The organism is Streptomyces sp. W1SF4, from assembly GCF_003950035.1.
Classification (GTDB): Bacteria; Actinomycetota; Actinomycetes; order Streptomycetales; family Streptomycetaceae; genus Streptomyces; species Streptomyces racemochromogenes.
In genome coordinates, this window is record NZ_CP034350.1 from 7,008,127 (window position 1) to 7,022,072 (window position 13,946).

12 protein-coding genes are annotated in these 13,946 nt (G+C 73.6%); 5 read left to right on the top strand and 7 right to left on the bottom strand.

All coding sequences use genetic code 11. The features are described 5' to 3' along the window. Positions 1-80: 80 nt before the first annotated feature. Genes D1J60_RS32470 through D1J60_RS32480 form a run of 3 tightly spaced genes read right to left on the bottom strand, consistent with a single transcriptional unit; the run spans position 81 to position 3,489 of the window. Entirely contained in the window at positions 81-1,322 is a 1,242-nt protein-coding gene (locus tag D1J60_RS32470) for an MFS transporter (protein ID WP_125823576.1), read from the bottom strand. Then, on the bottom strand, positions 1,319-2,074 hold the full coding sequence (locus D1J60_RS32475; RefSeq protein ID WP_125823577.1) for a PIG-L family deacetylase: 756 nt from the start codon (positions 2,072-2,074) through the stop codon (positions 1,319-1,321). The genes D1J60_RS32470 and D1J60_RS32475 overlap by 4 nt, the downstream gene beginning before the upstream one ends. A gap of 11 nt (positions 2,075-2,085) precedes the next feature. Beyond that, on the bottom strand, positions 2,086-3,489 hold the full coding sequence (locus D1J60_RS32480) for a glycosyltransferase (protein ID WP_125823578.1): 1,404 nt from the start codon (positions 3,487-3,489) through the stop codon (positions 2,086-2,088). Between the two features lie 778 nt (positions 3,490-4,267). Between D1J60_RS32480 and D1J60_RS32485 the strand changes: the two genes are divergently transcribed. The 3 genes from D1J60_RS32485 to D1J60_RS32495 are packed head-to-tail and all read left to right on the top strand — an operon-like array spanning position 4,268 to position 6,700. Beyond that, the gene (locus D1J60_RS32485; protein ID WP_125824325.1) at positions 4,268-5,062 is read left to right on the top strand and encodes an ABC transporter substrate-binding protein; all 795 of its coding nucleotides are present in this window, start codon (positions 4,268-4,270) and stop codon (positions 5,060-5,062) included. Continuing rightward, positions 5,059-5,859 carry an amino acid ABC transporter permease gene (locus D1J60_RS32490; protein ID WP_125604632.1) on the top strand — a complete coding sequence of 267 codons (801 nt, stop codon included), beginning with the start codon at positions 5,059-5,061 and terminating at the stop codon, positions 5,857-5,859. Before D1J60_RS32485 ends, D1J60_RS32490 begins: the two co-directional genes overlap by 4 nt. A 7-nt stretch (positions 5,860-5,866) precedes the next feature. After that, positions 5,867-6,700: an amino acid ABC transporter ATP-binding protein gene (locus tag D1J60_RS32495; protein ID WP_277607521.1), complete on the top strand. Its 834-nt coding sequence runs from the start codon at positions 5,867-5,869 to the stop codon at positions 6,698-6,700. Here D1J60_RS32495 and D1J60_RS32500 read toward each other — a convergent pair. Then, a complete protein-coding gene (locus D1J60_RS32500; protein WP_125823579.1) occupies positions 6,697-7,878 on the bottom strand; it encodes an MFS transporter in 1,182 nt (393 codons plus the stop codon). The genes D1J60_RS32495 and D1J60_RS32500 overlap by 4 nt on opposite strands. 425 nt (positions 7,879-8,303) lie before the next feature. On the opposite strand from D1J60_RS32500, the gene D1J60_RS32505 reads away from it, so the two are divergent. Together D1J60_RS32505 and D1J60_RS32510 are read left to right on the top strand one after the other, a co-directional pair. After that, positions 8,304-9,014, top strand: a complete 711-nt coding sequence (locus tag D1J60_RS32505) for a tRNA-dependent cyclodipeptide synthase (RefSeq protein WP_125604957.1) — start codon at positions 8,304-8,306, stop codon at positions 9,012-9,014. Continuing rightward, positions 9,011-10,192, top strand: coding sequence for a cytochrome P450 (locus D1J60_RS32510; protein WP_125604959.1), 1,182 nt, complete (start codon positions 9,011-9,013; stop codon positions 10,190-10,192). Before D1J60_RS32505 ends, D1J60_RS32510 begins: the two co-directional genes overlap by 4 nt. 76 nt (positions 10,193-10,268) lie before the next feature. Here D1J60_RS32510 and D1J60_RS32515 read toward each other — a convergent pair whose 3' ends face one another. The 3 genes from D1J60_RS32515 to D1J60_RS32525 form a co-directional block, all read right to left on the bottom strand. Next, positions 10,269-10,829 carry a hypothetical protein gene (locus tag D1J60_RS32515; RefSeq protein ID WP_241253484.1) on the bottom strand — a complete coding sequence of 187 codons (561 nt, stop codon included), beginning with the start codon at positions 10,827-10,829 and terminating at the stop codon, positions 10,269-10,271. A 97-nt stretch (positions 10,830-10,926) separates the two neighbouring features. Further along, positions 10,927-11,526 (bottom strand): CAP domain-containing protein, encoded by a 600-nt coding sequence (locus D1J60_RS32520; protein WP_125823581.1) that lies wholly within the window; start codon positions 11,524-11,526, stop codon positions 10,927-10,929. A gap of 150 nt (positions 11,527-11,676) precedes the next feature. After that, complete coding sequence (locus D1J60_RS32525; protein WP_125823582.1) at positions 11,677-13,869, bottom strand: FUSC family protein; 2,193 nt, start codon at positions 13,867-13,869, stop codon at positions 11,677-11,679. Positions 13,870-13,946 lie beyond the last annotated feature (77 nt).

Below are 13,946 nucleotides of genomic sequence, written 5' to 3' on the forward strand. Positions count from 1 at the left end.
GCACAGTAACAGATGTACAGAAGGTTGTAACCAGCAATTCCCCTTCGTTTTAAAGGCTTTGACGGCGATCTCCCCGTTGATCAACGGGTTCTCGGAATGTCCTCTAGTGGAAGCGGAATCCTCTTTCGAGGCTCCGGCGCAGGCAGTGCGGCGGCGAGCGCGGCGGCCGCCAGCGCGAGCACCGGCACCAGCAACAGGGCGGTGCGCAGGCTGCTGTGGGAGGCGAGGAAACCGATCAGCGGCGGTCCGGCGAGGAAGGCGAAGTAGCCGGTGGTGGACACCGTCGCGACGGCGGTCCCCGCCGGGGCCCCGGGGATCCTGCTCGCCCCGCCGACCACCAGGGGGAAGGACGCGGAGATCCCGAGTCCGACCGCGCAGAACGCCACCACCGAGACCGCCGGATGCCCGGACAGCAGGGCCGTCAGCGCCCCCGCCGCACTCAACAGGGCGCCCCGGCGCACGACGCGCACGGAGCCGAACCGCCCCGCCGCCCGGTCACCCCCGAGCCGCCCTGCCGTCATCGCCAGCGCGAAGGCCGCGTACCCGGCACCCGCCGGACCGGGCCCCGCGCCCAGGGAATCGGCCAGGTACACGCTGCTCCAGTCGGTCATCACCCCCTCGACCAGCAGCACGCACAGGCCCAGCGCACTGAGCGGCAGCAGCCGGCCCGCGCCCCCGCCCCGCCGCCCGCCCCCGCCCCCGCCCCCGTTCCCGGGCGCGGGCGGCGGGGGAGGGGCCGCCGGGTGCAGGGCGGCCACCGCCAGCCCGGCGGCGGCCACCCCCACGACCGCGGACACCGTGAACTGCGTACGCACGCCCACGCCCCCGGCGGCCGCGGCGGTGCCGAGCAGCGCGCCCGCCAGCGCCCCGGCGCTGAACAGGCCGTGGAAGGACGAGAGCCTCGCCCGGCCGGTGCGCCGCTCCAGATCCACCGCGTGGGCGTTCATGGCGACGTCCAGCGCCCCGACCGAGGCCCCCAGCACGGCCAGGCCCAGCAACAGCTCCGTCAGCGAGCCCGCCAGGCCGGGCAGCGCGATGGCGGGGGCGTACACGAGGGCGGCGCAGCGGGCCACCGGCCGGCTGCCGAAGCGGTTCACCAGCAGACCGGCCGCGGGCATCGCCGGTACGGACCCCAGCGCCACCCCGAGCAGGGCCGTGCCGAGCCGGCCGTCCGACAGCCCGAGCTGTTCCTTCACCTGAGGGATGCGCGGGGCCCAGCTCGCCAGGACGATCCCGTTCAGGAAGAACACCGCGTACAGGGCCGCCGCGCCCCTGCCGTTCGGCCCCCTGCCGTTCGCGCCCCTGCCGTTCGCGCCGCTCACCGCGGCACGGTCAGGACCGGGAGGCGGATGCCCGTGCCCTCCGGGACCAGGTCGTGCACCGAAGTGGCGGGATGGGAGGGCGCGCAGGTGAAGGCCTCCGCGTACCGGACGCCCGCCTCCGAGCCGCGCCGTGCCGCCTGCTGCCTGGTCAGGTCCAGGAAGTCGGCGCCCTTGCGCTCCTTGCGGGCGCTGTTCTGGCTGGTGTGCTCGGCCAGCATGGCCTCCTTCACCGCCATGGTCGCCGTGATGTCCACCCACAGGTCAGGGGTGCCCGCCCCCGTCCCCAGCAGGGTGTCCATGTGGAAGAGGGGAGGGACCCGGTCGGTGGCGGGGCTCCCGGTGGACAGACCGGGCTCGCGGGCCAGCAGCCGTGCCGCGCCGACGAGCCGGCTGACGGCGCGGTGGTCGGGGTGGTAGTCGTCGGGGTGGTGGGCGAGGACGACGTCCGGCCGGACCCGCCGCAGCACCTCGACGACCTGACGGCGGGTGTCCGCCGCGTCGAAGAGGAAGCCGTCGGGCCGGCCCAGCCAGAGCAGTTCCGCGCCGAGCACGCCGACGGCCCGCCGCGCCTCCTCCTCGCGGACCGCGGCCGTCCGCGCGGGGGACAGGGTGCGCGAGCCCAGTTCGCCGTTGGTGGCGATGGCGACGGTCACCTCGGCCCCCTGCCGGGCGTAGTGGGCGAGCGTCCCCGCGCAGAAGAGTTCGACGTCGTCGGGATGGGCCCCGATGGCCAGGATGCGTAGCGCTGTCATGCTCTGCTCCCCTACCGGTAGCGCTGGGCGGCGTCCGAGAGGACCCGCGCGAATCCGAGGACGCTGCTGTCGGTGAGGAAGCGCCGCAGCACGCGCTGGTGGCCGTTCCTGCCGAGCTCCTCCGCGTAAGCGCGGTCCGACAGAAGCCGGTTGACCGCCTCTCCGAGCCCCCGCAGGTCGCTCGCGTCCGAGAGCAGCAGCCCCGTGGTGCCGTGCTCGACCTGCTCCCGGATGCCCCCGACGGGGGCGGCGACCACCGGCCGGCCCTTCCAGGCCGCCTCCGACACGGTCAGGCCGAAGCCCTCGGCGAGGCTCTTCTGTATCACCACGGCCGAGCGGCGCTGGACGGCGTTGACCATCAGCGCGTGCTCCGACGGATTGGCCGTCGGCAGCCGGACCAGGTGCACGCGCCGCCCCCGCCGGCCCAGGCCCGCCCACACCTGGCGGCACTCGGCGAAGACCCGCTCGGCCTGCCGGTCGCCCCTCGTGTCCGGCCCGACCAGCAGCAGGTGGGCCTCGAAGGCCGGATCGACGTACTCGGCGAACCCCCGGATCACCCCCGGGATGTCCTTGACCCGGTCCCAGCGGCTGACCTGGGTGACCAGGGGCGCGCCCGCCGGGGCCGGACCGCCGGCCCGCACCACGCGCGCGGGCTCGCGCACCAGCAGGTCGGTCAGGGCGTACCGGCCGGGAGGGGCTGCGCCCTCCTCCTCGATCAGCCCGGCGGCGGCCAGCAGACGGGACGGATCGGTGCCCGGGTGCAGCGGGATGTTCTTGGGGGACAGCGGATCGATGGACGGCCGGAGCACGCGGCGGTCCACCGGCGCCAGTGCGGCGGGCAGGACCCCCGGGCAGGAGGTGATGTGGCAGTGCGCGCAGGAAAGGTAGCGGTGCAGGAAATCCCATCCGAGCGCGGCGAGGTCCTCCCTTAGCGGCGTTCCGATATGGGCCCGCCACAGCACCGTGCAGCCCGCCGCGCGCAGATGCGGAATGAGCCCGGCCGTCTGGTGGTCGTGGACGACGACAATGGAACGCCGGTCCAGGGCCGGGGTGAGCCGCGCCGCGTTCTGCGCGCAGATCCGCTCGTACATCCGGCGGCCCCGCTCCAGGTCTGCGGAATCCGCCCCCGGGGCCACACCGCACAGCCGGTAGTACAGGGACTTGGTGAACGCCCGGAATTCGGGCGGGCCCGCGAGGGTGGTCCAGCGGGTGGAAACGCCCTCTCCCGCCAGGTAGGGGAGATCGGCCCGCAGGAGTTCGGCGACGCCGCCCCGGACCGGGTTGTCGCTGATGTGCCACACGGTCCGCCCGTCGAGCAGGTCGCGCACCCCGTGCAGGGCCTCCCGTACGTCCTGGGTGCGCTCGCTCCCCACGAACGGCTCGATCCACTCCAGCGGCGTCCCGGGCAGCTCCACCTCGGGCGCGGCCGGCGTCCGGGCGGGGGAGGGGTGGGGGCGGGGGGCCGGTAATCGCCTCCCGCGGGCCTGTGGGGCCCGTCCCGGCGGACGGGACCCCAGCGGGACCGACAGTTTGTGCAACAGCGTGTTTCCATGGCGCAGACGTGTCACGGTATTCGCCTTCCCGGGAGGGTCGGGGCGGACGGTGAGGGGAAATCCGCTCGACCCGTGGTGGAATTCCGGCCGCTCCGGCCCGTTGTGGCCGTGGGGAAATCGCCGCGTGGAGAAACGGGCGCGGGCGGCGGTGAAGTGAGGATGTGTCGGCATATGGAGGAATCCGCGACGCCCCGCCCCGATCCTGGCACGAGGTCCACAGTCGCGACATGTGTTCCCGCCCACGCGGTGAACGCCCGCACACACCCCCGGGATCGCCCGTCCGGGTTATGCCACGGCTCCCATCAGGGCGTTCTCGGAACGCACAGCGGGCCGTCCGGCGAAAGTCCCGGAAAACCGTTGACGAAGTATTGACGGGCGCGCACCGGGAACGTCGTACGCCCTTCGTCTCCCGGACTCCTGCCGCACCCGGCGCTCCGCGGCAGGACGCTTCGCGCCGCATCGCCCACGGTCCCTTGCCGGTGCGCCCCCGGGGCTTACGATCTCGACGGACGGTCCCCTTCCGCGGACCGCCGCTCCCCCCGCACCCCCGTGGAGGTCAACCGTGTTCCGGACGGCCGAAGGACACCGCAGTCACCGCGACGGCGGTCACCCCCACCCCTCCCGCCGGGGCCCGCGCGCCCTGGCCGCCGCTGCCGCCGCCGCGGGCCTGTTCCTCGCCGTGGGCTGCTCCTCGGGTGACGAGGGGCCCGGGGAGGCGGCAGGGGGCGTGAAGGTCGTCGAGAAGGGCAAGCTGACCACCTGCACCCACCTGCCCTACCCGCCGTTCCAGTTCGAGCAGAACGGCAAGGTCGTCGGCTTCGACGTCGCCCTGATCGACCTGGTCGCGAAGAAGCTCGAAGTCGAACAGAAGATCCTCGATACGCCGTTCGAGAACTTCAAGACGGGGGCCTTCCTCAACTCCGGCCAGTGCGACCTCGCCGCGGCCGGCATGACCATCACCGACGAGCGCAAGAAGAACGTCGACTTCTCCGTCCCCTACTTCGACGCGACCCAGGCCCTGCTGGCGACGAAGAAGAGCGGCGTCACCTCCCTCGCCGACCTCAAGGCCAAGAACAAGAAGCTGGGCGCCCAGGCGGAGACCACCGGCGAGAGCTACGCCAAGGCCCAGGGCTTCAACCCGGTCGCCTTCGAGAGCTCGGACGCGGTGCTCAACGGCCTGCGCACCGGCCAGGTCGACGCGGTCGTCATCGACTACCCGGTCGTCCAGGGCTGGCTCAAGGACCCCAAGAACTCGGCCGAGTTCGTCCTCGGACAGAACATCGAGACGGGCGAGAAGTACGGCTTCTCGGTGAAGAAGGGCAACACCGCCCTCCTCGCCGCGATCGACAAGGCGGTCACCGACGCCAAGGCCGACGGCACCTACAAGAAGATCTACGAACAGTGGATCGGCCCGCTGCCCCAGGCGACGTCGTGACCTCACGGCTCACCCGGCGGCAGCGGCGCCGCGTCTGGCAGGGCGTCCAGTACGCGGTCTTCGTCGCCGTCCTGGTCCTGGTCGGCGTACTCGCCGACTGGGACCGCCTGCGGAACCAGTTCGCGCAGCCGGACCTGGCGTCCAGGCTCTTCCCCGACATCATCACCATCGCCCTGCGGAACACGGTGGTGTACACCCTCTCCGGGTTCCTGTTCGGGCTGGTGCTCGGCCTGGTCGTCGCCTTGATGAGGCTGTCGTCCGTGGCCCCGTACCGCTGGGTCGCGAGCGTCTACATCGAGCTGTTCCGGGGCCTGCCCGCCCTGCTCATCTTCATCTTCGTCGGGGTGGCGGTCCCCCTGGCCTTCCCCGGCACCGCCATCCCCGGCGGAACGTACGGGAAGGTCGCGCTCGGCCTCGGGCTGGTCGCCGCCGCCTACATGGCGGAGACCATCCGCGCCGGCATCCAGGCCGTCCCCAAGGGGCAGATGGAAGCCGCCCGCTCACTGGGCTTCTCGCACGGCCGGGCCATGGTGTCGGTGGTCATCCCCCAGGCGTTCCGCATCGTCATCCCCCCGCTCACCAACGAACTCGTCCTCCTCTTCAAGGACTCCTCGCTGGTGCTCTTCCTCGGGGTGACGCTGGAGGAGCGGGAACTGACCAAGTTCGGCCGGGACCTCGCCAGCGAGACCGCGAACTCCACCCCCATCCTCGTCGCGGGCCTGTGCTACCTCCTGGTGACCGTGCCGCTGAGCTTCGTGGTGCGCCGGCTCGAGGCCCGTGCCGACAAGGCCACGTGAGGAACCGATGCCACAGACGACGGGAACGGGGGACACGATGGGCAGCGACCGCCCGGAGATCGAGATCCGGGGACTGCACAAGTCCTTCGGCGACAACCACGTCCTGCGGGGCATCGACCTCGACATCGGCCGCGGCGAGGTGGTGTGCGTCATCGGCCCCTCCGGCTCGGGCAAGTCCACCCTGCTGCGCTGCGTGAACCTGCTGGAGGAGCCGACGAGCGGCCAGGTCTTCGTCGGCGGTACGGAACTCACCGACCCCGACGTGGACATCGACGCCGCACGCCGCCGCATCGGCATGGTCTTCCAGCAGTTCAACCTCTTCCCGCACATCAGCGTCACCGGCAACCTCACCCTCCCGCAGCGCAGGGTCCTGGGCACCGGCAAGGAGCGGGCCGCCGCCGTGGCCCGCGAGAACCTGGACCGCGTCGGCCTCGCCGCGAAGGCCGACGCCTACCCGGCCCAGCTCTCCGGCGGCCAGCAGCAGCGCGTCGCCATCGCCCGCGCCCTGTCCATGGGCCCGGAGGTGATGCTCTTCGACGAGCCGACCTCCGCGCTCGACCCGGAACTCGTCGGCGAGGTCCTGTCGGTCATGCGCGTCCTGGCGGGGGAGGGGATGACCATGATGGTCGTCACCCACGAGATGAGCTTCGCCCGCGAGGTCGCGGACCGGGTCGTGTTCATGGACGGCGGCGTGATCGTCGAACAGGGGCCCGCGGAACAGGTCGTCACCCGCCCCCGCCACGAACGCACCCGCAACTTCCTCGACCGCGTCCTCGACCCGGCGGCGGTCGAAACACCGGCCGAGGCACCGGCCGACCGGGAACCCCCGCCGGAGTCCTAGGGGTCCGACCGCCGCAGCAGGTAGGCTCCGGCGGCCGAGACCAGCACCGCCATGCAGGCGATGAACACCAGGCCCGCGCCCTCCAGCCCGACCGGCTCCACCAGCACGCCCACCCCGATCACCGGCACCGAGATGCCCGCGTACGCCACCACGAACAGCGTCGAGATCACCGCGGCGCGCCGGTCCGGCGGCGAGGCCGACGCCACCACGGACAGCGCCCCGCGGAACGCCAGCCCCTGACCGGTCCCGCCCACCAGCGCGCTCAGCACCACCAGCGCCAGCAGGTCCCAGTACAGCGCGCCCGCCAGCAGCGCGAGCCCGGCCAGCAGCCCCGCACAGCCCAGCGGCAGGGACCGCCGCGCACCGACCCGGCCCACCGCCAGCTGTCCCGCCGTCGAGGCGAAGAACGCCAGCGCGACCACCAGCCCGCTCACGGCCCGGTTGTGCACCCCCAGGGACTGCGCGAGGAACGCGGGGCTGACCGAGGTGAACACCCCGAACAGCGCGAACCCCACGAACGCGGCGATGGCCGCCGGCCCGAACACCGGCCGCACCGCGGGCGGCAGCCCCGGCCGCTGCGGCCGTACGGTGGCCAGCGGCCGCCGCTGCCGTACGGTCTCCCCGAGCCCCAGCAGGACGGCGGCCGAGGCCGCGACCAGGACCAGGTGGACGGCGAACGGCAGGTACAGCGGCTGCGGCGCGTACTGCGCGAGCAGCCCCGCCAGCAGCGGACCGCAGCCCAGCCCGCCCATGTTCGCGGCCGTCGCCACGAACGTCGCCCGGCCGCCCCCGCCCGGCGGGGCCGACTCGATCACATAGGCCGTGGCCGCCCCGGTGAACAGCCCGGCCGACAGCCCCGACAGCAGCCGCCCCGCGTACAGCCAGCCGAGCCCGGTGGCGAGCAGGAAGCACCCGGCGCTCGCCGCCGCGAAGCCCAGCCCCACCAGCAGCACCGGCCGCCTGCCCACGGCGTCGGAGGCGTTGCCGGCCAGCAGCAGCACGCCGATGACCCCGAAGGCGTACACGGCGTACACCACGGTGACGGTCAGCTCGGAGAAGCCGAACTTCTCCTGGTAGAGGCCGTAGAGCGGGGTCGGCAGCGTGGTGCCCGCCATGCACACGGCGAACACCGCCCCGCCGAGCACACACTGCCGCCAGCCCCGGCGCATCCGGTCCATGCCGCCGACGGTAACCCCGCGCCCGACCCCGGTCCCGCCCCGCGCGCCCGAATCGCCGAGGCGTCGCCCACCCGCCACGCCGCAGGCCCCGGGAAGGTCAGGGAGACGATGTCCTCGGCTCCGGCGCGGTTGCCGGTCATGCCCCCGGACACAACGGAATCCCTGATACCGCTCAAAACGGAAGCTTGCCTTCGAAAGGGCCGACCCGCCAGTGGATATGGCGGAACGTCACTTTACCGTCCGGATCCACACGCTTACAGGCCGTGGCAGTTGACTCGGGCAACATACGGTTTCAGTAACCGAGACGAACTGCACGGTAATCGTCCGGGGCCCCACGTGTTCGTATAGCTTTCGACTCGTCGCCGCCGCACCCGGGACACGGGGTCCGCGCGGGGAATCGCGGCGACAGGGATGCGACCACTCCCATGACAACAGCCACTCGAACCAGTGCCTTCCGTGTCGACGCGTACACACCGCACTGCCAGGTCATCGCCGACGAGGGCGGCCACGCCGTCATCGGCATCTCTCCCGGCAACTCCTACTTCTCCGCCCAGCGCGTACACGCCCTCGCCGAATGGGCGCTCGACAACTTCGAGCAGGCCGACCTGATCTACACCGACCTGCACGTGGCCGAGATGTACGAGGCCATGGGCTATCCCCCCGACGAGGCCCGCCGCAAGACGGTCAAGAACCTGCGCGGCGTGCGCGCCAAAGTGACCAACGCCGTCGCCGACATCGACCCCTCGGGCACCCGCCTGCGCGGCAGGCCCATGTCCTCGCTGCGCGGGATACCCGCCTACGACGCCATGCACGCCGACCTGCTGGAGCGGCTGCACACCGACCCGGCGTTCGCGCAGACCTGCAACGAACTCGTCGACATCTTCCTGTCGTCGAAGGTCCTCGGGGGCCAGCAGCCCACCGCCCACCAGCGGGCCGTCTGCCTGGACTACGTGTGCGCCGAGGCGCCGCTCTTCCTCGACACGCCCGCGATCCTCGGCGTCCCCTCGTCGCTGAACTGCTACCACCAGGCGCTGCCGATGGCGGACCTGCTCTACTCGCGCGGCGCCGGACTGCGGGCCTCCCGCAACCAGGGCCACGCCATCGTCACCCCCGCCACCGAAGGAGACCAGCTGTGACCACCCACGCGGAGCCGATCCTCGAATTCCCCTTCACGTGGGACGGAACGCACCTGCCCACCCAGGTCGACGAACTGCCCCCGGTGGTGAAGGTCCGCACCATCGCCGGCGCCGAGGCCTGGCTCGTCTCCTCGTACGAGCTCGTCAAGCAGGTCCTGGAGGACGACCGGTTCAGCCTCAAGAACACCTCCGACCCGGGTGTGCCCCGCCAGTACGCGCTGACGATCCCCCCGGAGGTCGTCAACAACATGGGCAACATCACCGGCGCCGGCCTGCGCAAGGCCGTCATGAAGGCCATCAACCCCAAGTCCCCCGGCCTCCAGCAGTGGATGGACGAGTACGCCGCCGAACTGGTCGAGCGGATGCTCCGGCACGGCGCCCCCGTCGACATCCGCACCATGTTCACCGACCCGTTCTCCGAGGCGATGCACTGCCAGATCCTCGGCATCCCGCACGACGCGGCCCCGCTCCTGGCGGAGTCCCTGCCGATCGCCTTCATGAACAGCGCCACCGAGATCCCCGCCGCGCGCCTGAACTGGGACCGCGACATCGCCTACATGACGGCGCGCCTCGACGACACCGAGCAGGGCCTCATCGGCGACCTGGCCAAGCTGCGGGGCACCGAGGGCTACGAGCACGTCAGTGACGAGATGTTCGCGACCGTGGGCGTCACCCTCTTCGGCGCGGGCGTCATCTCCACCGCCGGCTTCCTCGCCATGGCGCTGGTCACCCTGCTCACCCACCCGGAGGAGTCCGACCACCTGGCCGACCACCCCGAGCTCATGCCCCAGGCCGTGGACGAGCTGCTGCGCATCAACCTGTCCATCGGCGACGGCCTGCCGCGCCTGGTCATGGAGGACATGACCCTCGGCGACGTCCAGGTCAAGGCGGGCGAGCTGGTCCTCGTCCTGCCCGAGGGCGCGAACTTCGACCCCTCCGTCTTCCCGGACCCGCACCGGCTCGACTTCACCCGCGCCAACTCCTCCGCCCACTTCTCCTTCGGCGGCGGCTCCCACTACTGCCCCGCCACCGCCCTCGGCAAGAAGCACGCCGAGACCGCCCTGCTCGCCCTGCTCAAGGCCATGCCCCGCATACGGCTGGCCGTGCCGGTCGAACAGCTCGTGTGGCGCACCGGCTTCATGAAGCGGCTGCCCGAGCGCCTGCCGGTGATGTGGTGACCACCGTCTGACCGGACCCGCCCGGCCGGCCGTGCCCCCCGCCCCTCACGGGGCCGGGGGCACGGCCCGTTCCACGTCACACGGGGCAGGGCCGGTACTCCAGGCTGAGTTCGCGGTCCACCGCGTAACCGGTGCGCATGGAGGCCTCGGTGACCTTCTGCCAGGACCCGTACTTGGCGTAGAGCTGCTCGGCGGTCGGGCCCAGCGGGTTGCCGTACTTGGCCTGGTTGCGCTCCTCCAGGACCCGGACCTCCTCCGGGGTCATGCCCGCCCGGGTGATCTCCTTGGCCTGGTTGCGCATGTCGACCATCTCCCGGGCGATCTCCTCGTCGGAGGCGTCGGCTTCGCGCATGTCCGCCTCGGTGCGGTGCATGTCCTCCAGCAGGCCGTGGTAGCGCATCCGGGTCCGCTGCGCCTCGACCTTCTCGTCCATCGGCATGACGCGGATGCGGCACACCACCGGATCGGCGCTGGGACACGGGTCGTCGGAGGCCACCGGCCGGGCCAGGGGAGCGGTGATGAGCGAGCCGCACGCCTCCGCGGCGGTGGCGGCGGAGGCGGCGGCCGGAGTGAGCAGGGCGACCGAGGCGAGCAACGGTACGAGGGCGCGCCGCATGAACGCGGTGGAGGGAAGCATGCCCGCCATCCTGGGCGGGCGCGCCGCACCGGTTCACGCAGGCGCACCGCCGGCCGCCGCCGATCACCCCTACGGGGACGGGTACCGGGCGGCCCCGTCACCGCACGCAGCGGCCGAAGTCCACGACGTACGTCCCGGCTCCGGTCGAGGCCGCGCCCGCCGGGTCCGCGGCGCCGGGCTGCGCCCAGCCGCCGAAGTCGCGCAGCGAGCCGTCGAGGATGATCGCGCGGTGACCCGGGCTGTTCATCCACCACTTGACGGCGGAGGCCGGGGTGCCCGAGCCGCCCCAGCCGTTGTAGGTGATCTCGGACACGGCCCAGGACCGCGGGTTGAGGCAGTAGCCCGCGCCCATGACGCGGCTCTGCGGGGTGGAGCCGGTCCGCGGGTTGGTGTGCGAATCCTTCCCGGGCCCCCACCACTTGAGCTGTACGGCCGCGGCCGCGTGCTGCCGGGCCGCGGTGGTCAGCGCCGCGTTCGCCGTCAGCGGGGGCAGACCGCGCTGCGTGCGCTGGGCGTTGATCAGGCACAGGACGGCGTCCCGCTCCTGGACGCCCCCGCCCGGCGGACGGGCCGCCGCCGCTGCGTCGCATCCCACGGCGGTCGCGGACGGCGCGGCCGCCGGCACGAGCAGGGCGGACAGGACGGCGGCCACGGCCAGGGCGACCGTGGTACGGGTACGTGGAGTGCGGCTTCTCACGGGCTTCCACCTCCTGCGGACACGGAACAGGGGTTGCGGGCGGTGTGGAGGAGCCCAGCGCTGTGGCTGCTCCCTCCAGCCTGGCACCCGCCCCCGCTGATCGCCATCCGGCCCCTGGAACGGGGCGAGTTGCACCGCCGACCGCCCTCCTCAGCGCTCCGGCTGCGCCTGCCCGACCTGCCCGGACTCCTCGGCGTCCTCCGCCTCCCCGGTGATCCGCTCCAGGTCGCTCATCAGCGAGTCCAGCCACGACACCGCCGCCCAGTACCGCCTCGGCGCGCCCGGCGGCTCCGCCCCGAACCCGTCGGAGGCCGGGTCCCGCAGCGCGACCGGCGTCCGTGGGGTGTCGCCGCCCGGGTCGAGCCACGCCGACACCAGCAGCATCCGCCCGGCCACCCGGTCCCCGAGCCGCGTCACCGCCTCGGCCGGCTCCCGCTCCAGCGGCGGTACGAGGACCCGCTCGGGCACCGCCAGCAGCCGGTCCGCGCCCCACAGCGTGTGGTGGCCGGCCAGCAGCGCGGCCTGCCAGTCCTGCCCGCCCGCCGCCCCCGCCGGCCATGCCCCCGCCGGCCCGTGCGGCCGCGGCTCGCTCTGGTACTGCGCGTACGCCGACTCGGCCAGGACCAGCGAGTGCAGCAGCGACCGGTGCCCCGGCACCCCGGCCACCGGCTCCCGCACCCCGCCCGCCGCGAGCCGGGCCGCCGTCGCCACCACGATCTCCGCGGCGCCCCGAAGCAGCACCGCCGCCGACCGCCGCAGCTCGTCCTGCGCACCCCGGGGCCAGGCCAGCAGCCCGAACACCGCGCCGATCGCACTGCCGGTCAGCACGTCCAGCAGCCGGAACTCGGCGAGCTGCCACGTCGCGGGCGCCAACTGGGCGAACACCAGGGCCACGACCACCGTGAACAGCGCCTGCGCCCACCCCACCCCCTTGACCGGCCCCAGCGTGAACGCGGCCAGCATCAACGGCGGCAACGCCGCCGCGTACACGGCCGTGTCCGACCCCGCGAGCGCCAGCAGCCCCGCCGCGGCCAGCGCCCCCACCAGCGTCCCCGTCAGCGCGAGCCGTACCGTCCTGCGGGTCTCCCGCACCGTCGTACGGGTCAGCGTCAGCGTCGCCAGCAGCACCCAGAAGCCGTGCGGCAGGCTGTCCTCACCCGCGATCACCCGCGCCGCCCCCAGCGCCAGACTCAGCCGCACCGCGTTCTGGAAGAACACCGACCGGCGCTCGGCGTGCCCCGCCAGCCGGTGCCACCACAGCCGCGCCGTGCCCATCCGCGCGTACCAGAACCGGCCCGGCGCCGCCCGCTCCGCACCCGCCCGCCCGCATACCGCGATCCCGGCCGCCGTCGACATCGCCAGCGCGGCGTCCGCGAGCTCCAGTACGGCCGCGTGCCGGCGCAGCACCGCCGGCCCCTCCGCGCCGTCCGGGCCCGCCGCCAGCGCCGCACGGGCCCGCACCAGCCCCGTGTGTGCCTCCCCGCCCGGCTCCGCGCCCCGGCCCCGGGACCGCAGCAGGGCGGCCGTCTCCCGCGCCGTGTCCCGTACCGCGCCCAGCACCTCCCGGTCCTCCGCCGACGGCGCCCCCGCCGCCGGTGGCAGCCCCGCCAGCCGGACCAGCAGGGTGCGGGCCGCCAGCCCGGTGTGCGTCAGCGCCCGGTCCCGCAGCCCCGGCCCCGCCGGCCGCTCCGCCTCCGGTACCCGGGACGGCCGCAGCGCCGGCCCGGCCTCCCGCGCCCGCAGCTCCGCCGCCGCGGACAGCGCGTACGGCGGCCCCGCCAGCTCCGCCGCGCACCCCCGCGCGCACTCGGCGGCCCGCGCGGCCAGCTCCCGGTACGGGACGGCCGGCGGATCCGGCAGCACGTACGCCTCCGCCAGCACCAGCAGCACCAGCCCCACCGTCGCACCGCCCAGCCGCTCCCCGAGCGAGCCCGGATCGTAGGGCGGGAACGACGGCAGGATGTACATCAACTGCAGCCCCGGCCCCGCCCCCGCCGCCCGGGGCCCGCCCACCGCGAGGAACGCCAGGACGAAGCCGGCCACCAGCATCCCGAGCACCGCGCTCCAGGTCCGCACCGACAGGAAGGTGCCGATCGTGATCAGCACCCAGCAGGCCGGCACCAGCCGCAGCACCACCACCGCCCGCTGCCGGCCGGTACCGGGGATGTGCGACAGGCCCGCCAGCGCCACCGCGGCGAACAGCGCGTAGGTCGCCGCGACGGTCGAGCCGAAGCCGTACAGGAGCAGGTAGAACCCCGCGCCGGCGGCCAGCGTGACCCGCACCGAGCGCCGCCCCGCGGCCGCCCAGCCGGCCGGCAGCCGCATCCCGGGAACGCCTCCCATGCCACCAGCATCACCCGCCCCGGCCCGCCCGGCACGCCACGCACTGGAGCCGCCCTCAGCCGCGGCACGAGTCGCGG

Bases quoted from the DNA above. Each gene is read 5' to 3' on its own strand.
- D1J60_RS32475 (WP_125823577.1), bottom strand. From the start codon at position 2,074: ATGACAGCGCTACGCATCCTGGCCATCGGGGCCCATCCCGACGACGTC.
- D1J60_RS32495 (WP_277607521.1), top strand. From the start codon at position 5,867: ATGCCACAGACGACGGGAACGGGGGACACGATGGGCAGCGACCGCCCG.
- D1J60_RS32500 (WP_125823579.1), bottom strand. From the start codon at position 7,878: ATGGACCGGATGCGCCGGGGCTGGCGGCAGTGTGTGCTCGGCGGGGCG.
- D1J60_RS32505 (WP_125604957.1), top strand. From the start codon at position 8,304: ATGACAACAGCCACTCGAACCAGTGCCTTCCGTGTCGACGCGTACACA.
- D1J60_RS32515 (WP_241253484.1), bottom strand. From the start codon at position 10,829: ATGCTTCCCTCCACCGCGTTCATGCGGCGCGCCCTCGTACCGTTGCTC.
- D1J60_RS32525 (WP_125823582.1), bottom strand. From the start codon at position 13,869: ATGGGAGGCGTTCCCGGGATGCGGCTGCCGGCCGGCTGGGCGGCCGCG.